This is a genomic window from Pantoea sp. Mb-10, assembly GCF_021272205.1.
In the GTDB taxonomy this organism is placed as follows: domain Bacteria; phylum Pseudomonadota; class Gammaproteobacteria; order Enterobacterales; family Enterobacteriaceae; genus Pantoea.
The window spans coordinates 24,248-41,267 of sequence record NZ_JAJSDX010000013.1; the positions used below are offsets into that span (position 1 = coordinate 24,248).

A 17,020-nucleotide genomic window follows, 5' to 3' on the forward strand; every position below is an offset into this window, starting at 1 on the left:
CTGCAAGTGGCAAAGGCACCTGCCAGTGCCATTGGCGAACAAAAATCGCTCCGTGCCAGCGAAACGGCACGCCAGCCGCTGCCTGCGGCTTAAAAGGCCCACCCGCGCGGCCAGGCGCTACAATCGTTGCTCACACTCCCTCGCGATTGCCCACAGCTTATCGCGGATCACCTGCTTCAACTGCAGGGTGGCCTGCGACTGCGGCTGGTCGCGCAGGCTGATCAGCATCACTTCAAACGGCAGCGGCTGAGCCACCGGCAGCAGGGTAAGCTTGTCGGCGTAGCGGCAGGCAGTGAACAGATCCACCACGCCGACACCGCCGCCGGCCAGTACCATATCGGCAATCACCGAATAGGTTTTGATCGACAGCGACACCGGCGGGTTCAGGCCTTGCTCGCGCAGCGCGCGATGCAACACGCGGCCTAGCGGATCCTGATTTTGCATCATCAGCAAATTGTTGGCGCACAGCCACGACAGCGTGACCGGGCCACTGTGGCGTTCATGCGGTGGCAGCAGCGCCACCATGGACGAGTGGAACAGCGGTTCTGCCATCAGCGCCGCATCCACCTGCTGGCCAAACACCAGCGCGAAGTCCAGCTGCTTAGACAAAATCATGTCGCACAAGGTGCTGAAGTGCTCGGTCACCAGCTCCACGTTCACCGAGGCCGCCTGCTGCCGCCAGTGCACCAGCGCCGGGGCCAACACCATCTGCCCAAACGCATGCGCTGCGCCCACGCGCACCGTCTGCCCTTCGCCACGCCGCAGCTGCTCGGTGAGCTGGGTGATGGCGTGCAAGCGCTGATACAGATCGTCCACTTCCGGCAACAACCGCCGCCCTTCGGCGGTCAGCATCATGCCCTGCGCATGCCGCTCAAACAGCGCAAAACCCAGCTGCTGCTCGGCGTGATTCAGTACCCGGCTAACATTGGGCTGCGACACGTTTAACAGACGCGCCGCCGCGCTGATGCTGCCGGTCTGCACAATCGCCTGAAACACTTCAATATGGCGCAGCCGCATGGGTTATTCGCCCCAGGTCGCTTCGAGTACGCGCAGCCAGTTGCCGTGACAAATCTTTTGCAGCAGCGCGTGCGAATAACCGCGCGCGGCCAGCGCCTGCACCACAAGGGGAAACCCGGCCACGTCCTGCATATCGCCGGGCATGGTGGCGCCGTCCAGATCCGATCCAAAGCCCACGCCCTCCTCGCCCACTTTCTCCAGCAGGTATTCCACGTGGCGCACGATCGCGTCTACCGTGGTGGGTGCATGGCGATCGCCATCCTCGCGCAAAAACGGCACGGCGAAGTTAACGCCGACAAAACCACCCGACTCCGCAATCGCCGCCAGCTGACGATCGGTGAGGTTGCGTGACTGCGCGCTCAGGGTGTGCGCGTTGGAGTGGCTGGCCACCAGCGGCGCATCGGTGATCTCGGCGGTGTGCCAGAAACCTTTCTCATCCATATGCGACACATCCACCAGAATGCGGCGGCGATTGCAGTCGCGCACCAGCTGCTTGCCTGCCGCCGTTAAGCCGTTGCCCAAATCCGGCGAGGACGGATAGCGAAACGGCACGCCGTCGCCAAAAAGATTGGGGCGACTCCACAGCGGCCCCAGCGTGCGTAATCCGCTGGCGTAAAGCACATCAAGCACATCGCCGTGCGGGTCGAGCGCCTCTGCGCCTTCAATGTGCATCACCATCGCCAACACGCCCTGCGTCATGCATTGGCGGATGTCGCGCACGCTGCGGCAAATTTTTACCTGCCCGTTAGCAGCCTGCTCAATGCGCAGCAGCAGCGCCAGCATAGCGAAGGTGGCATCGCGCGCGGCGCTGATGGCCTCCGGCGGGAACGGATCACGCTCTGGCGCGCTTCTTGCTACAAGAGAATGGGTTGGGGCCCACGCGGCAAAAATACCGCCCGCAAAGGCGCCCTGACGTATGCGTGGTAAATCGATATGGCCGCGTTCGGTACCGTGCAAAAAGGCCTGTACCGCGTCAGACGGGTGCTGCTCGCACAGCTTGCTCAACACATCGTTATGGCCATCGAAGACCGGGATGTTCAGGTTAAACGTTTCAGACATGGTGTATCGCTTCCCTGTTGGAAGGTGTGCGCAGGCGCTGCGAGCTGAGAGGGCAAGGTGCACCAAAACGTGGCACGCGCGGGCGTCGGCAACACAAGGTTGAAGCGGTATTAATCCCCCCGAGCGGGCGTGAAGTCAAGACAAAATAATGATGACACCTTAAATTTTTAATATATATATCAATTATTTGGAGAGAAAATGGTTACCAGAAGACGCTTTCTTGCAGGATGCACCGCCGTACCGTTTTTATCTTACCTCAGCCTTAATAATGCCTTTGCCGCCACGCCACCCAGTATGCTGGTGATGGCGATGCAGCTCGACAACATCACCAGTCTCGACCCCCATGAAAGCTTTGAGGCTACCGGCGGCCAGATCTGCGGCAATCTCTATCAAAAACTGGTGATGGCCGATCCACAGCACGCCGACAAAGTGATCGGTCAGCTCGCCAAAAGCTGGGAGGTGAGCAGCGACAACCGCACTTACACCTTCCATCTGGACCCCGACGCTACCTTTGCCGATGGATCGCCGTTGACCGCCGAAGATGCCGCCTACTCCATTGAGCGCATCGTGAAACTGGACAAAAGTCCGGCGTTCATCATCAACCAGTTCGGCTTTACCAAAGACAACGTGACGCAGCAGGTCACCGCGAAAGATGCCCATACGCTGGAGATGGCGCTGGGCGCGCCCGCGTCAGAAAGCTTCTTGCTGTACTGCCTCTCCGCCACGGTGGGCAGCATCGTGTCGAAAAAGGCCTGTGAAGCCAACCAGCAGAACGGCGACTTCGGTAACGCGTGGCTCAAGCAGCACAGCGCGGGATCAGGCGCCTTTACGCTGCGCAGCTGGAAAGCCAGTGAAACGGTGATACTGGAACTCAGCCCGCACTATGCCAGCCAGAGCGCCATCAAGCGCGTCATCCTCAAGCACATCGCCGACCCTGCGGCACAGGCGCTGATGCTGAAAAAAGGCGATGTCGATGTCGCCTACGATCTCACCACGGAGCAGCTGCTTCAGGTGAAGCAGGAGAGCAGCCTGCAGCTGGTCAATCAGTCGCTGTCGGCCATCATGCTGATGTCCTGCAACACGCAAAATGAATACCTGAAAAAGCCACAGGTATGGCAGGCGCTGAAGTGGGCGCTGGATTACGACAGCATCCAGAAAAATATCTTGTCGATGAGCTTCATTACTCACCAAAGCTTCCTGCCGAACGGCTTCCCGGCGGCGCTGGAGGATACGCCTTTTCATAAAGATGTGGCCAAAGCCAAAGCGCTGCTGGCGGAAGCGGGTTACCCGGACGGCTTTTCCATTACGCTCGATCACTACTCCATGCAGCCTTACCCGGACATTGCGCAGGCCATTCAAACGCAGCTGGGGGCGATTGGTATCAAAGTGTCATTGATTGCCGCAGAAAATCGACAGGTGCTCACCAAAATGCGCGCCCGTCAGCACCAGCTCGCGCTGACCGTCTGGGGCGCCGATTACTTCGATCCCAATTCCAATACCGAAGCCTTCTGCGTCAATACCGATAACAGCGACAACGCGCGCAGCCGCACGCTGGCGTGGCGCTGTAGCTGGTCCGACGCCACGTTCAACACGCTCACTGAGCAGGCGCTGCACGAAGCCGATCCGGCCAAACGCATTGCGCTTTATCAGCAGATCCAGCAGCTGAGCCGTGAAAAAAGCCCGTTTATCTTCATGATGCAAAAAACCAAAAATGTCGCCTGCGGCCATGCGCTCAAAGACGTGCAGCTCACCGTGCTGGAGCAGTGGCCCTATGAGCAGGTGAAAAAAGCCTGATGCCGGTACTGAAAAACATTGCTCGAACCGTGGGCAGCTTGCTGCTCACGCTGTTTGGCCTCTCGGTGCTGACCTTCTTTATCGGGCGCGTGATGCCCACCGATCCGGTGCTGGCGGCGGTGGGCGACAATGCACCGCAGTCGGTGGTGGAGCGGGTGCGCGCGGAGATGGGGCTGGATCAGCCCCTGTACGTGCAGTTTGGTCACTACCTCACCCAACTGCTGCACGGCGATCTCGGCCGGTCGGTGCTGACCTCGAATCCGGTGGCGACGGACATTGCCCGCTTCTTTCCGGCCACCATGGAGCTGGCCACGGCGGCCATTATCATCGCCGCGCTGGTTGGCATCCCGCTGGGCGTCTGGGCGGCGGTACGTCAGGGTTCGTGGGTGGATCAGACCATCCGCGTGGTGTGCCTGGCGGGCCACTCGCTGCCGGTGTTCGTGCTGGCGCTGCTGAGCCTGCTGGTGTTCTACGCCGTGCTGGGCATCGCACCCGGCCCAGGCCGTCAGGACATCATCTGGCAGGATATGGTGCCGCAGGTTACCGGGCTACTGACGGTGGACAGCCTGCTGGCAGGCGAATATGACGCCTTTCGCGATGCGCTGGCGCACATGGCGCAGCCGGTACTGATTCTGGCCTATTTCAGCATGGCCTACATCACGCGCATGACGCGCACGTTCATGCTTAATGCCCTGAGCGGCGAGTTTGTCATCACCGCGCGCGCCAAGGGGCTCTCCTCACGGCGGGTGATTTGGCGTCATGCGTTTCCCACCGTGGCGGTGCAGCTGGTGACCGTACTGGCGCTGACCTACGCCGGCCTGCTGGAAGGGGCGGTGGTGACGGAAAATGTGTTCGCCTGGCCCGGTCTCGGCCAATACCTCACGACCTCGCTGATGAACGCCGACATGAACCCCGTGGTGGGGGCAACCCTGCTTGTGGGCACCGTCTATGTGCTGCTTAACCAGCTGGCCGATCTTCTCTATCGACTTTGGGACCCGCGCGTAAAATGATCTTTTTCTCTCGTGAGTGGCTGCTGGACAGCACGCCCGCCAACCGCCGCCAGGCAGTATGGGGTCGGCGCTATCGCCTGTGGCTGAGCCTGCGCCGCCATCCGCTGGCAATGGCAGGCTTGGCGGTGATTATTCTGATGCTCTTGCTGGCGGCGTTCGCGCCCTGGCTGACGCCGTATCACCCCGGCGCACAGCAGCTGGAACAGCGTCTCGCCGCACCCTCGGCGGCGCACTGGCTGGGCACCGATGAGCTGGGGCGAGACGTCTGGACGCGCATTATCTACGGCGGACGTACCACGTTAGGCATGGTGATCGCCGTGGTGGCGCTCACCGCCCCGCTCGGCCTGCTGATTGGCTGCGTAGCCGGTTACGCGGGCGGCTTCGTGGACAAAGCCCTGATGCGGCTGACCGATATTTTCCTCGCCTTTCCGCGTTTAATTCTGGCGCTGGCATTTGTGGCGGCACTCAAGCCGGGCATTGAGAGTGCGATCCTGGCGATTTCTCTGACTGCCTGGCCGCCTTACGCGCGCCTGGCGCGCGCGGAAACCTTGCAGTTTCGCCGCAGTGATTTTATTGCTGCCAGTCGCCTTACCGGCGCCGCGCCGCTGCGCATCATTGTGCGCCATATTATGCCGCTGTGCGTGCCGAGCCTGGTGGTACGCGTCACGCTCGATATGAGTTCCATTATTATCACCGCTGCCAGCCTCGGCTTTCTTGGCATGGGCGCCCAGCCGCCGTCACCGGAATGGGGCACCATGATCGCCACCGCGCGGCGCTTTCTGTTCAGCGAATGGTGGGTGCCGCTGATGCCCTGCATCGCCATCTTCCTGACCTCACTGGCCTTCAACTTTCTCGGCGACGGTCTGCGCGACGTGCTGGATCCCAAGGAGCGCTAAATGTTGGTGGAAATTGAAAACCTGTGCATCGCATTTGGTCACGGCACGGAGCGCGTGGACGCCGTGCGCGGCGTTAACTTACAGATTGGCCGCGAAAAGTTTGCCATTGTCGGCGAGAGCGGCTCGGGCAAATCGCTGACCGCCCGCAGCCTGATGCAGCTTTTGCCAGGCAATGCGCAGGTTAGCGCTGACGTGCTGCGCTTTGATGGTATCGATCTGCGCGGCGCCAGCGAAAAGGTACTGCGGCAAATTCGCGGCAAACGCGTCGGGTTTATCCTGCAAGATCCGAAATATTCGCTCAATCCGGTAATGACCATCGGTAAACAGATTGCCGAAGCCTGGCGCGAGCACAAAGGCGGCAGCCGCAAAGCCGCCATGCAGGCGGCGATTGGCCTGCTGGAGCAGGTGAAAATCCGCGATGCCGCCAGCGTCGCCACCCGCTATCCACATGAAGTGTCCGGCGGCATGGGCCAGCGCGTGATGATCGCCATGATGCTGGCTCCCGATCCCGAACTGCTGATCGCCGATGAACCCACCAGCGCGCTGGATGCCACGGTACAGGCGGAGATCCTCAAACTGATTGACGAACTGGTCTCTGCGCGCGGCATGGGGCTGATTTTGATTAGCCATGACTTGCCGCTGGTGTCGCACTTCTGCGATCGCGTGGCGGTGATGTACGCCGGACGCGTGGTTGAGCTGCTGGAGGCACATGCGCTGCAGCAGGCGCAACATCCCTATACGCGCGGATTACTGGCCTGCCTGCCCTCGCTGCGCCACCCGCGTGCGCGCTTGCCGGTGTTGCAGCGCGAGGCAGCATGGCGCGAATAACGCGGTTTCTTTTCTCCCTTTGGGGCCTTTTCCGTTTTTTTATACAGGCAGCGCATGATTGAGATCGAGAATTTAACCATCCGCTTTGGCGGCGTTACCGCGGTCAATAACGTGAGTTTTACGGTGGAAAACGGCGAAAGCGTGGGGCTGGTGGGTGAAAGCGGCTCGGGCAAATCAACGATTTTGCGCGCGCTGGCGGGCCTCAACGACCGCTGGCACGGTAACTTGCGCTTTGGCGGCATCACCCTCGGCCCGCGACGCAGCCGCGCCTTCTATCGGCAGGTGCAAATGGTGTTTCAGGACCCGTTTGGGTCGCTGCATCCGCGCCAGACCATTGACCGGATACTGCACGAGCCGCTGCTGGTGCACCGGCTGGATCGCGCCGAACAGCGCATCGCGCAGGCGCTGCATGAGGTGGGCCTGCCGGCAAACGTGCGCTTTCGCTTTCCGCATCAGCTCTCTGGCGGACAGCGCCAGCGCGTGGCGATTGCCCGCGCGCTGATTGCCGAACCGGAAGTGCTGCTGCTGGACGAACCCACCTCGGCGCTGGATGTCTCGGTGCAGGCGGAAATCCTGAATTTACTCAGCGATCTTCGCAGCGAGCGTCAACTCACGTACATTCTGGTGACGCACAACCTCGCGGTGGTGGCACACCTGTGCCAGCGCATTGGCGTGATGCAGCAGGGCGAGATGGTGGAGCAGCTGAGCGCCGAGGACTTGCGCGCGCGCCGCATCCAGCATCCGCACACCGCGCAACTCTTTGATCTCAGTATGACGCTGGAGGAACCGGCATGAGCGTAAATTGGCAGCAGGCCACCGAGGTGGCGCAACAGATTGCCCAGAGCTGGCAGCAGCCGGGCGCGCCGGGCGGCGCCATCGCGCTGTTTGACGCGCGACAGCTGCACGCCATCCACAGCGCCGGACTGGCAGATCTGGCGCAGCAGACACCGTTCAGCGCCAATAGCGTGGTGCGCTTCGCCTCAATCACCAAGCACCTGTTTGCCGCGCTGGTGACCGGTCCGGGACGCCGCTATATGCAGTTGAGCGACCACCTGGCACAGCACTTACCGCAGCTCACCGGCGCCAACGGCCAGCTTACCGTGGGCCAGGCGCTGGACATGAGCAGCGGCCTGCCGGACGTGCGCGAAACCCTGTCGCTACTGGGGTTGTCGGTGTACAGCGCCAGCAGCGCCGCTGACCTGTTGGCGTTTATTGCCGCCGAGGGCGAGCTGAATTATCCGCCCGGCAGCGAGATTTCTTACACCAACACCGGCTATCGGCTGGTGGAAGAAGCGTTAAAAGCCAAGGGCGTGCGCTTCAATGATTTGCTGCAGCAGTACGTGTGTGAACCGCTGGGGATCGATCTCATCGCCCCGGAAACTTGGTTTGACATTGTGCCGGGGTTGGTGCCCGGCTACTGGCACAACGGCACGCAGTGGCAGCTGGCCAGCGCGGGGCTGCACCTCTCGGCGTCCGGCAGCGTCACCGGTAGCCTCGATCATCTGGTGCGCTGGCTGCAGTCGCTGTTAAGCCAGCACGGACCCGGAGCGGGCGTGTTGCAGCGGCTCACCGCGCCGCGCGCGCTCAACAGCGGGCGCATTAGCGGCTACGGTTTGGGCATCACCAGCATGACGCTGGGCAGCCAGACGCTGTTTGGTCACGGCGGCTCCCACGCCGGTTACAAAAGTTATTTTCTGCTGCATCCAGAATTGCAGGTGGGCGTGGCGATGGTCACCAATCGGGAAGATGTGGCCACCGCCGAGTACGCCCAGCGCGTGATGGCGGCGCTGCTCAACCGCACGCTACCGGAGAAAGGCCACGATCTGACGCCCGGCCTGTACGTGGCGGAAAACGGCCCCGACTGGCTGGCGATTGAAGGCAACACCGCCACCTGGCTGGGCAACGCGGAAACGCTGCGCCGCGATGCCGTGCACGGTACGGCGATCTCGCTCTCCAGTATTTTCCCGCTGGCGCTGCGCCAGCAGGGGGAAGCCATTGTTGGGGAAATCGGTCATGCCGCGCGCCGTTTCGTGCCCGCCCAGCCCGACGGTGCCAGCCTGGAACGGGTACAGGGCCGCTGGTTCGCGCCGCCGTGGCGCAGCGAACTGGTGATTGAAGGCGATCGGGCGCTTTTAGGCATGGGTCCGGGAGCGCTGCCGATACAGTTGCAGTCGCTGGGCGGCGATCGCCTGCTGGGCACGATGAAGGACGGCCCGTGGGAGAAGCGATTTGCGCTCGCGCGTGAAGGCGATAGCCTGCGGCTGCTGATCAACCGCAGCCGCGTGGTGCGCTTTTCCCGTTAGCGCACGGTATGGCGCAGCCGACCGATGTGCTCAATCTCCACTTCAATTTCATCGCCGGGGAACATAAACAGCGGCGGCGTGCGTTTTTTGCCCACGCCGCCCGGCGACCCGGTGATGATCACATCGCCCGGCGACAGCGGGCTGAACGCCGAGATGTACTCGATGATCTTGGCAACCGGATGCACCATGCTGGCGGTGGTGTCGTTTTGCACTTCGCGCTGATTGAGCCAGGTTTTGATCGCCAGCTGCTGGGGATCGGGAATGGCGTCCGCAGTGGTCATCCACGGCCCGAAACCGCCGGTTTGCTGCCAGTTTTTGCCGGCGGTGAACCAGGTAAACTGCATGTCGCGCACCGTGGCATCCATAAAGCAGCTGTAACCCGCCACGTGCGTCAGCGCGTCGTCAGCTTTCACCTGATGCGCGGGCTTACCGATGATCACCGCCAGCTCACCTTCGTAATCAAACTCCTGGGTGGTGGCCGGCTTCAGCAGCGGCTGCTCGTGTCCCGCCAGCGAATCGGCAAAGCGCACAAACAGCGTGGGGGCTTCCAGCGTGGCGGCAAACTCTTTGCGTTTATCGGCGTAGTTCATGCCCACGCAGAACACCTTGCCCGGATTCTCCACCACCGGCAGAAAGCGCAGGGCGCTAAACGGATAATCGATCGCATCGTTGTTGAAGGCGGCAAGATCGCCCAAGCCGCCGCGCTGCAGCAGGGTTTTCAGATCGGGGCACGCCTTGCCAAACCGCAAGCCGATATCCACTACCCCGTCTTCTTTGACGATGCCGTAACTTTTTTTCGCCTGATCAATAAGATAAAAACTGCAAAGCTGCATGACTGCCTCGTTATTTCTCTGAAATTGTGCGCAGCGTATCAAAAGCCCGCCGGGAATGCGGTACGACCTGCCAGGAATTTTCTTAACTGGCGCAGCCTATCCCTTCCAACGCCCGCCGCTTACGCTTGCGTACTCGCCAGATAGGAAAACGCACTCAGCAAGCTGACCAGCGTGGCCATGCTTTCGGCGCGGTAGCCAACGGTGACGCCGTCGTGCCGGGTCACACCGGGGATCAGGCAGAACAGATCCGCTAACACCGGCCTGGTCGCCTGCAGCTGCATCGTGTAGGGCGCATGCAGATAGCGCGTCGGGGCCGGTTTCGCCTGGCGCACTGCCGCGCTGGCCGCCGCGCGCAGCGCGTTTTGCGCCGCCTGCGGGCTGAGAGATTCTGCACAGGTATGAGAGATGGCGCGCTTTACGCGCACATACTCCACCTCGGGATAGCGTTCGGCGAGGAAGCCTTGCAAACAGTCGTCCCCGCTCACCAGCCACAGCGGGGTACCCTGCTCAGCGGCGGCGGCGGCATAAATATCGGTTTCCCCCATCACGCGATCGTTGATGTGGATGCGCCAGAAGGCGCGGCCGTTGATGGTATGCGCCAGCACCCCCGGTTCGCCCGCCGCGCTGTGGTAGCCAATGCAGAACAGCCCGTCGAACCGCTGCTGCTCCAGCCCTTCAATCATCGACAGCGCGCGCGGTTTGCCCTGCACGAGGCGCGCGCGCGGATCGATCTGATCCGCACGCAGATTGGTCATCTGGGCGTGGCTATCTGCCACCACCACCTCGGTGGCACCGCCGGCAAACGCCCCGTCAATGGCGGCGTTAATCTCCTGCTCCATCAGCGCGCGCGCCAGCTGATGCTCGGCGTGGCCCGGCGCACACTGCTCGGGGCGCATCACGCCCGCAATGCCTTCAATATCGGCGGAAATAAAGATTTTCATGCAGTTAACCTGTCGAGAATATCGGTGAGTGAGGGGCGATGGTGGCCGCGAAAACCGCTGACCGCCTCCGCGCATAACAGAGCATCCAACACCGCGTGTTCGGTGGCGTCCGCCGCCGCGGCCAGCAGCGGTTCAAGCGCCGCCTCTTCGGGCGGCTGCGGCTGCGGTTGGGTAGAGAAGGCCACGGCGATGTCGCCGGAGCCGTGGCCCCAGTAGCTGCCCAGGCGCCCTAATCCCGCGCCGGCGCGCCGGGCTACGCGCTTGAGCTGGCGTGCGTCCAGCGCTGCGTCGGTGGCCATGATGATGATGATTGAGCCCGCGTCGCGCTGCGGTGCGAGCGCGGGCAGCAGCGGTGCGATAGCCTCGCCCAGCCGCACGCCATCCAGCGTCAGCGCCGTCAGTGCGCCAAAGTTGGCCAACACCAGCACGCCGAGCGTGGCGTTGAGCGCGGGGATCACGCGCGAGGCGCTGCCAATACCGCCTTTAAGACCAAAGCAGCTCATGCCGCGCCCGGCACCCACGCTGCCGCGCGCAAAATCGCTCGCCGCCTCAGCCAGGGCGGTCTGCGCCATGGCTTCGGTGACCGCCAGCGCCTGAATGTCGTTGAGCCAGCCGTCGTTGCACTCCAGCGCCAGCGGATTCACGGTGGGTAAACTGCGGCCCAGTTCAGGATTGCGCTGGATGGCATCGCGCACCAGCGCGGTATACAGCGTGCCCATCGCGAGCGTGTTGCTGAGCAGAATCGGCGTTTGTAGCACGCCCAGCTCTTCCACCTGCACCAGTCCCACCGGCTTGGCAAAGCCGTTAAACACCGCCGCGCCGCAGGGCAGCGGCGTCAGGAACAGATTGTCGCCCGGCGGCACAATGGCGGTGACGCCGGTCTGCCGCTCTCCCTCAGCCAGCGTCGCGTGGCCGACGCGCACGCCGGGCACATCGCTGATGCGATTGGTCGGCCCGCAGCCGCTGCGCGGCTGGCCCAATTGGCGCTCGCTGCGCCAGCGCTGTAGCAGCAGCTCGCGCTGCAGGTGTTGAAAATCCATGGTTAACTCTTGAGTTTGGGATCGAGCGTATCGCGCAGCGCGTCCCCGAGCAGGTTAAACGCCAGCACGGTGATAAAAATGGCCAGCCCCGGGAAGACGCTCACGTGCCACAGGCCCGCCATCATCATGCTGCGGCTCATGGCGAGAATATTGCCCCACTCCGGCACGTCCGGTTCCGGCCCCAGGCCAATGAAGCTCAGACCCGCCGCCGTGAGAATACTGGTGCCGATGCGCAGGGTAAAATAGACAATCACGTTAGAGAGCGTGCCCGGTAAGATGTGGCGCAGCAGAATCACCCGATCGCGTGCGCCCGCGCAGCGTACCGCCTCCACGTAGGCGGTTTGCTTCAGCGTTAAGGTTGAGGCGCGCACGATGCGGGCAAACACCGGCACGCTGAACACCGCCACGGCGATGATCACGTTGTTCAGGCCTGGGCCGAGGATCGCCACCACCGCAATCGCCAGCAGCATGCCGGGAAACGCGAACAGCACGTCCGAACCGCGCATGATCAGCATATCCACCCAGCGACCGTAATAGCCTGCCAGCAGCCCCAACAACACGCCCACCACCATGCCGAGCGTGACTGACACAACGCCCACATAGAGCGAGATGCGCGCGCCGTAAATCAGGCGGCTCAGCAGATCGCGTCCCAGCTCGTCAGTGCCCAGCCAGTGGGCTGCCGACGGCGGCGAAGAGAGCGCCATCCAGTCGGGCGTCATGGGATCCATCGGTGCAAGCCACGGCGCAAACACCGCCACCAGCACCAGCAGCAGCACAAAGCCGCCGGACGCCAGCGCCAGCGGATTACGCACAAAGGCGTGCAAGAAATCGCGCCACGGCGAACGGATCACCTCTTGCGGTACAAGCGTTAACGACTCGCTACTCATTACGGCTCCTGTTGCAGACGAATAGCCGGATTCACCACGGCATACAGCAGATCCACCAGCAGATTAATCACGATGAATTCAAACACGAACAGCATCACCAGCGCCTGGATCACCGGCTGATCCTGCGCCTTGATCGACTCGATCAACAGCCAGCCCAGCCCCGGCCAGTTAAACACGCTCTCCACCACGATCGATCCGCCCAGCAGAAAGCCGAACTGCAACCCCAGCATAGTGATCACCGGGATCAGCGCATTGCGCATCACGTGTTTCCACGTCACCAGCCGGTTGCGCAGCCCTTTCGCTTTGGCGGTGCGCACGTAATCCTCCTGCGCTACCTCCAGAAAAGCCGATCGGGTAAAGCGCGCCATCACCGCCGCCACCGACGATCCCAGCGTGATCGCCGGCAGAATGATATCGCTGGCGCGGGTGAAGCCGCTGACCGCGAACAGGCCAAACGGCATCGCCACGAACTGAATCAGCAGCAGGCCGAGCCAAAAGGTGGGCATGGAGATGCCGCCCACCGCGAGGCTCATGAGCGTCCAGTCTTGCCACTTGCCGCGCTTGAGCGCCGCCAGCACGCCGAGCAGCAGGCCCAGCACCACCGACCAGGCGAAGCCCGCCAGCGCCAGCCACAGCGTGGGCATAAAGCCCTGTTTGATCACCTCGAGCACCGGCTGCTGCGTGCGGTAGGTGACGCCTAAATCGCCGCGCAGCAAGCCACCTATCCAGTTAACGTACTGCTGCGGCAGCGGATCGTTGAGGCCCAGATGCGCGCGTGCCGCTTCCACCGCTTCAATCGGCGCGTCCGGCCCGGCGTAGATACGCGCCGGGTCGCCGGGCAGCAATTTAATAAAGCCAAACACCAGCAGTGAGACCACCAGCAGGACCGGGATCATCTCCAGCAGTCGGCGAAGGATATATGCGAACATGCGTTACCTATCGTGTACAGCCGCGAGGGAGGCGGAAGACCGCAACGGCCTTCCACCCGCGCATCAGTTGAACGTGGCTTGGTTAAACAGCAGATTGCCATCGGGCAGCATGGAGACGCCGTTCAGCGTGCTGCGCTTGCCCACCAGGTTGTCTGGCGTTCCGAGAAACGCCACGGGCGCCGCTTGCCACAGCAGCGTCTGCGCTTGGGCATAGGCCTCGCCGCGCCGCGCCGGATCGGCCGTCGCCAGCCCCGCTGCAATCGCCTTATCCACTTCAGGATTGCTGAAATACGAGACGTTATAGGAGGTCGGCACCCAGGATTCCGTGGCAAAAAGCGGACGCAGCGCCCAGTCGGCGTCACCGGTGGAGGTGGACCAGCCGCCGTAGTAGAGGTCGAACTCCGCCTGCTTGGGATCTTTCACGCCCCACAGTTTGGCGTTGCGCGTACCCGAGTCCATCGGCGTAACCGTGGCGCGGATCCCTACCGTGGCGAGCTGCGCTTTTAACACCTGGGCGGCGCGCACGCTGGCCGTGGCGTTAGTGACCCACAGTTTGAGATCCAGTCCGTTGGGGTAGCCCGCTTCTTTCAACAGCGCTTTGGCTTTGTCCGGCGCATAGCGGTAGTCCGGCGTGGCCTGTTTTTGCCAGAACTGCACGCCTTCCGGCATCGCCGAGGTGGCCGGTTTCCCCATGCCGGCGAACGCCACTTTCAGCCACAGATTACGGTCCAGCGCATAGTTAATTGCCTGACGCACGCGCACATCGGCCAGCGGTTTGTGTTGGGTATTGATCGCCATGTAATAGAGATAAATGCTGGGATCGCGCTGGATCGCCAGCTTGCTGTCACGCAGGACGGTGGCGACAAGATCAGACGGCAGCGGCCAGATCGCATCGACCTGCCCCGATCGCAGCGCCGCCACGCGCGTGGCGTCTTCCGGGCTCGGTGAGAAAATAACGTTATCCACTTTGGGCCAGCCCGCCTGCCAGTAATGCGCATTTTTCACCAGTTTCACCGCTTTACCAGGCTGCCACTCCGCGAAGGTAAACGGGCCGGTGCCGACCGGATGCAGGCGCAGCTGCGCTTCATCCGGGTATTGTTTGAGTATCGCCGGGCTCCACATCACCGCCGACGGGTGCGCCAGGGTATTAATAAACGCGCCGAACGACTGGTTGAGCTGAATCCTGACCCGATCCGGCGCCAGCACCGTGACCGTCTCAATCATTTTATAGAGACTGTTGCGCTTCAACCCTTTCTTCTGGTCAGCCAGCCTGTCCAGATTCGCCTTGACTGCGTCGGCATCAAACGGCGTGCCGTCCTGGAAGGTGACGCCTTGACGCAGCGTCAGGGTAAATTCAGTGGCGTTGTCGTTGCTGGTGTAGCCGGTGGCCAGCCACGGCTGCAGCTTCATGTGCGCATCAAACTGGAACAAGCGTTCAAAGATGCCGCTCTGCACCGAATAGCTGACGTTGTCGGACGTGTCGTGCGGGTCGAGGCCGGTGATATCGGCATACACGGAAATGCGTAAGTCCTGTGCCTGGGCGGCGGCGGCCAGCGCCACAGTGAGGCTCAGGGTTAACGCGGCGCGGCGGTAGATCGGTTGCATACATTCTCCTGGTCGGGGATTAGCGCGAAGCAAGGTCATCGGCGACCCAGTGCTGCGGTGCCACTTGGCGATAGCGGGGTTTCGTCACCGTTTCCCCCGCCTTACGCAGCGGCGAAGGGATTTCGCTGTCGTCGAAGGCGCGGGGCTGACGGTGCTGCGGATCGGCCACCGGCACCGAGGCCAGCAGACGTTGGGTATAGGGATGCTGTGGCTGATTAAAGACCGACTGGCGTGGCCCGACTTCGACAATCTGACCGAGGTACATCACCGCCACCCGGTTGGCGATGCGTTCCACCACCGCCATATCGTGCGAGATAAAAATCCACGCCACGCCGGTTTGCTGTTGCAGATCCATCATCAGGTTGATCACCTGCGCCTGGATCGACACATCCAGCGCCGAGACCGCCTCGTCGGCGATAATCACTTTGGGTTTCAGCGCCATGGCGCGCGCAATGGCAATACGCTGACGCTGACCACCGGAAAATTCATGCGGATAACGTCGCGCGTGCGACGGGTGCAGTCCCACGCTCTGTAACAGCGCCTCGACTTGCGGGGTCGCTTCGTCGAGCGATTTCACCAAGCCGTGCAGCAGCAGCGGCTCAGCAATGGTAAAGCCCACGGTTAAACGGGGATTCAGCGATGCGTACGGGTCCTGAAACACCATCTGCATCTCCCGGCGCAGCGGGTGAAACTGCGCGTCTGACAGCTGTGCGATCTCCTGCCCTTGAAAATGCACGCTATCGGCCTGGCTGCGGATCAGCCGCATCAGCGCGCGACCGGTGGTGGATTTGCCGCAGCCGCTCTCGCCGACAATCGCCAGCGTCTCGCCGGGCCACAGGGCGAAGTCGATCTGCTCCACCGCGTGCACCTGATGCGTAAGCCCGGAAAAGATGCCGCTGCGCACCGGGTAATACACTTTCAGACCGCGCACATCCAGCAGCGGCGCCTCGTGATAGCGCGCGGTGCGCTGCTCGCCATGCGCCGCCGCAGGCGCGCCCGGCAGCGGAAAGCGCTGCGGCCAGCGGTGCGCGCGCATATCGCCGAGCTTCGGCACGGCGGCCAGCAGCGCCTGCGTATAGGGATGCTGCGGCGCGCGGAAGATGTCACTCACCGTGCCCTGTTCGACCACCTCGCCGCGCAGCATCACCACCACGCGATCGGCGATTTCCGCCACCACGCCCATGTCGTGGGTAATGAACAGCACCGCCATCTGCTTGTCACGCTGCAGGTCGCGCAGGATGTGCAGAATGCGCGCCTGCACGGTGACGTCTAGCGCGGTGGTCGGCTCATCGGCAATCAGCAGTTGCGGATCGCAGGCCAGCGCCTGCGCAATCATCACCCGCTGGCGCATCCCGCCACTCAGCGAATGGGGGTAACTTTTCATGACGCGATCGACATCCGCAATGCGCACCTGGCGCAGCAGCGCACGGGCCCGCGCGTCGGCCTGCGCCTTATCGCACAGCTGATGATCGCGCAGCGCCTCGGTGAGCTGATCGCCAATGCGCAGCACGGGATTGAGCGACGTCATCGGCTCCTGAAAAATCATCGCCATGTCACGGCCGCGCAGACGCTGGCGCTGTGCCTCGCTCAGGCGCTCCAGCGCATGGCAGGTTCCCTGACGATCGCGGAACAGCATACTGCCGCTATCCACCCGGCCTGACGCGGCGAGCAGCCCCATCACCGCCAACGACGTGACCGATTTACCGGAGCCGCTTTCCCCTACCACGGCGACGATTTCGCCGGGATAGAGGGCAAAACTGATGCCTTTTAACGCCTGATGTTCACCGCTGCGGCCGCGAAACGAGACGCTGAGATCCTGAATCGCCAGCACCGGCTCGGCAGCGTGGGGAGCCACTAACGTATCCGTCATCGTTGCCT

At 62.5% G+C, this 17,020-nt stretch carries 15 protein-coding genes; 6 read left to right on the forward strand and 9 right to left on the reverse strand.

The window, feature by feature from the left end; all coding sequences use genetic code 11:
- Window positions 1-117: 117 nt before the first annotated feature.
- Window positions 118-1,017: a LysR family transcriptional regulator gene (locus tag LU196_RS19555; protein ID WP_232761143.1), complete on the reverse strand. Its 900-nt coding sequence runs from the start codon at window positions 1,015-1,017 to the stop codon at window positions 118-120.
- A gap of 3 nt (window positions 1,018-1,020) precedes the next feature.
- Window positions 1,021-2,076, reverse strand: a complete 1,056-nt coding sequence (locus tag LU196_RS19560; protein ID WP_232761144.1) for a dipeptidase — start codon at window positions 2,074-2,076, stop codon at window positions 1,021-1,023.
- A gap of 198 nt (window positions 2,077-2,274) precedes the next feature.
- Here LU196_RS19560 and LU196_RS19565 point away from each other — a divergent pair, with 198 nt between their 5' ends.
- Genes LU196_RS19565 through LU196_RS19590 form a run of 6 tightly spaced genes read left to right on the forward strand, consistent with a single transcriptional unit; the run spans window position 2,275 to window position 8,907 of the window.
- Window positions 2,275-3,870, forward strand: coding sequence for an ABC transporter substrate-binding protein (locus LU196_RS19565; protein WP_232761145.1), 1,596 nt, complete (start codon window positions 2,275-2,277; stop codon window positions 3,868-3,870).
- Window positions 3,870-4,880 carry an ABC transporter permease gene (locus tag LU196_RS19570; protein WP_232761146.1) on the forward strand — a complete coding sequence of 337 codons (1,011 nt, stop codon included), beginning with the start codon at window positions 3,870-3,872 and terminating at the stop codon, window positions 4,878-4,880. The genes LU196_RS19565 and LU196_RS19570 overlap by 1 nt, the downstream gene beginning before the upstream one ends.
- Window positions 4,877-5,776 (forward strand): ABC transporter permease, encoded by a 900-nt coding sequence (locus LU196_RS19575; RefSeq protein ID WP_232761148.1) that lies wholly within the window; start codon window positions 4,877-4,879, stop codon window positions 5,774-5,776. The genes LU196_RS19570 and LU196_RS19575 overlap by 4 nt, the downstream gene beginning before the upstream one ends.
- A complete protein-coding gene (locus LU196_RS19580; protein WP_232761149.1) occupies window positions 5,777-6,604 on the forward strand; it encodes an ABC transporter ATP-binding protein in 828 nt (275 codons plus the stop codon).
- A gap of 54 nt (window positions 6,605-6,658) precedes the next feature.
- On the forward strand, window positions 6,659-7,399 hold the full coding sequence (locus tag LU196_RS19585; RefSeq protein ID WP_232761150.1) for an ABC transporter ATP-binding protein: 741 nt from the start codon (window positions 6,659-6,661) through the stop codon (window positions 7,397-7,399).
- A complete protein-coding gene (locus LU196_RS19590; RefSeq protein ID WP_232761151.1) occupies window positions 7,396-8,907 on the forward strand; it encodes a serine hydrolase in 1,512 nt (503 codons plus the stop codon). Before LU196_RS19585 ends, LU196_RS19590 begins: the two co-directional genes overlap by 4 nt.
- Here the strand turns inward: LU196_RS19590 and LU196_RS19595 are convergent.
- From LU196_RS19595 to LU196_RS19625, 7 genes are all read right to left on the reverse strand, one after another.
- Complete coding sequence (locus tag LU196_RS19595; RefSeq protein ID WP_232761152.1) at window positions 8,904-9,740, reverse strand: fumarylacetoacetate hydrolase family protein; 837 nt, start codon at window positions 9,738-9,740, stop codon at window positions 8,904-8,906. The two genes, LU196_RS19590 and LU196_RS19595, sit on opposite strands and share 4 nt — an antisense overlap.
- Window positions 9,741-9,859: 119 nt before the next feature.
- The gene (locus tag LU196_RS19600; RefSeq protein WP_232761153.1) at window positions 9,860-10,681 is read right to left on the reverse strand and encodes a M55 family metallopeptidase; all 822 of its coding nucleotides are present in this window, start codon (window positions 10,679-10,681) and stop codon (window positions 9,860-9,862) included.
- Complete coding sequence (locus LU196_RS19605; RefSeq protein WP_232761154.1) at window positions 10,678-11,721, reverse strand: P1 family peptidase; 1,044 nt, start codon at window positions 11,719-11,721, stop codon at window positions 10,678-10,680. The genes LU196_RS19600 and LU196_RS19605 overlap by 4 nt, the downstream gene beginning before the upstream one ends.
- 2 nt (window positions 11,722-11,723) lie before the next feature.
- Window positions 11,724-12,608, reverse strand: a complete 885-nt coding sequence (locus tag LU196_RS19610; RefSeq protein ID WP_232761155.1) for an ABC transporter permease subunit — start codon at window positions 12,606-12,608, stop codon at window positions 11,724-11,726.
- Window positions 12,608-13,537 carry an ABC transporter permease gene (locus LU196_RS19615; RefSeq protein WP_232761156.1) on the reverse strand — a complete coding sequence of 310 codons (930 nt, stop codon included), beginning with the start codon at window positions 13,535-13,537 and terminating at the stop codon, window positions 12,608-12,610. The genes LU196_RS19610 and LU196_RS19615 overlap by 1 nt, the downstream gene beginning before the upstream one ends.
- A 63-nt stretch (window positions 13,538-13,600) precedes the next feature.
- Window positions 13,601-15,142, reverse strand: coding sequence for a glutathione ABC transporter substrate-binding protein (locus LU196_RS19620; RefSeq protein ID WP_232761157.1), 1,542 nt, complete (start codon window positions 15,140-15,142; stop codon window positions 13,601-13,603).
- A gap of 19 nt (window positions 15,143-15,161) precedes the next feature.
- Entirely contained in the window at window positions 15,162-17,012 is a 1,851-nt protein-coding gene (locus LU196_RS19625; RefSeq protein WP_232761158.1) for an ABC transporter ATP-binding protein, read from the reverse strand.
- Window positions 17,013-17,020 lie beyond the last annotated feature (8 nt).

Coding starts and splice junctions, on each gene's coding strand:
- LU196_RS19575 (WP_232761148.1), top strand. CDS start 4,877: ATGATCTTTTTCTCTCGTGAGTGGCTGCTGGACAGCACGCCCGCCAAC.
- LU196_RS19600 (WP_232761153.1), bottom strand. CDS start 10,681: ATGAAAATCTTTATTTCCGCCGATATTGAAGGCATTGCGGGCGTGATG.
- LU196_RS19615 (WP_232761156.1), bottom strand. CDS start 13,537: ATGTTCGCATATATCCTTCGCCGACTGCTGGAGATGATCCCGGTCCTG.
- LU196_RS19555 (WP_232761143.1), bottom strand. CDS start 1,017: ATGCGGCTGCGCCATATTGAAGTGTTTCAGGCGATTGTGCAGACCGGC.
- LU196_RS19560 (WP_232761144.1), bottom strand. CDS start 2,076: ATGTCTGAAACGTTTAACCTGAACATCCCGGTCTTCGATGGCCATAAC.
- LU196_RS19610 (WP_232761155.1), bottom strand. CDS start 12,608: ATGAGTAGCGAGTCGTTAACGCTTGTACCGCAAGAGGTGATCCGTTCG.
- LU196_RS19625 (WP_232761158.1), bottom strand. CDS start 17,012: ATGACGGATACGTTAGTGGCTCCCCACGCTGCCGAGCCGGTGCTGGCG.
- LU196_RS19570 (WP_232761146.1), top strand. CDS start 3,870: ATGCCGGTACTGAAAAACATTGCTCGAACCGTGGGCAGCTTGCTGCTC.
- LU196_RS19605 (WP_232761154.1), bottom strand. CDS start 11,721: ATGGATTTTCAACACCTGCAGCGCGAGCTGCTGCTACAGCGCTGGCGC.
- LU196_RS19590 (WP_232761151.1), top strand. CDS start 7,396: ATGAGCGTAAATTGGCAGCAGGCCACCGAGGTGGCGCAACAGATTGCC.
- LU196_RS19565 (WP_232761145.1), top strand. CDS start 2,275: ATGGTTACCAGAAGACGCTTTCTTGCAGGATGCACCGCCGTACCGTTT.
- LU196_RS19595 (WP_232761152.1), bottom strand. CDS start 9,740: ATGCAGCTTTGCAGTTTTTATCTTATTGATCAGGCGAAAAAAAGTTAC.
- LU196_RS19585 (WP_232761150.1), top strand. CDS start 6,659: ATGATTGAGATCGAGAATTTAACCATCCGCTTTGGCGGCGTTACCGCG.
- LU196_RS19580 (WP_232761149.1), top strand. CDS start 5,777: ATGTTGGTGGAAATTGAAAACCTGTGCATCGCATTTGGTCACGGCACG.
- LU196_RS19620 (WP_232761157.1), bottom strand. CDS start 15,142: ATGCAACCGATCTACCGCCGCGCCGCGTTAACCCTGAGCCTCACTGTG.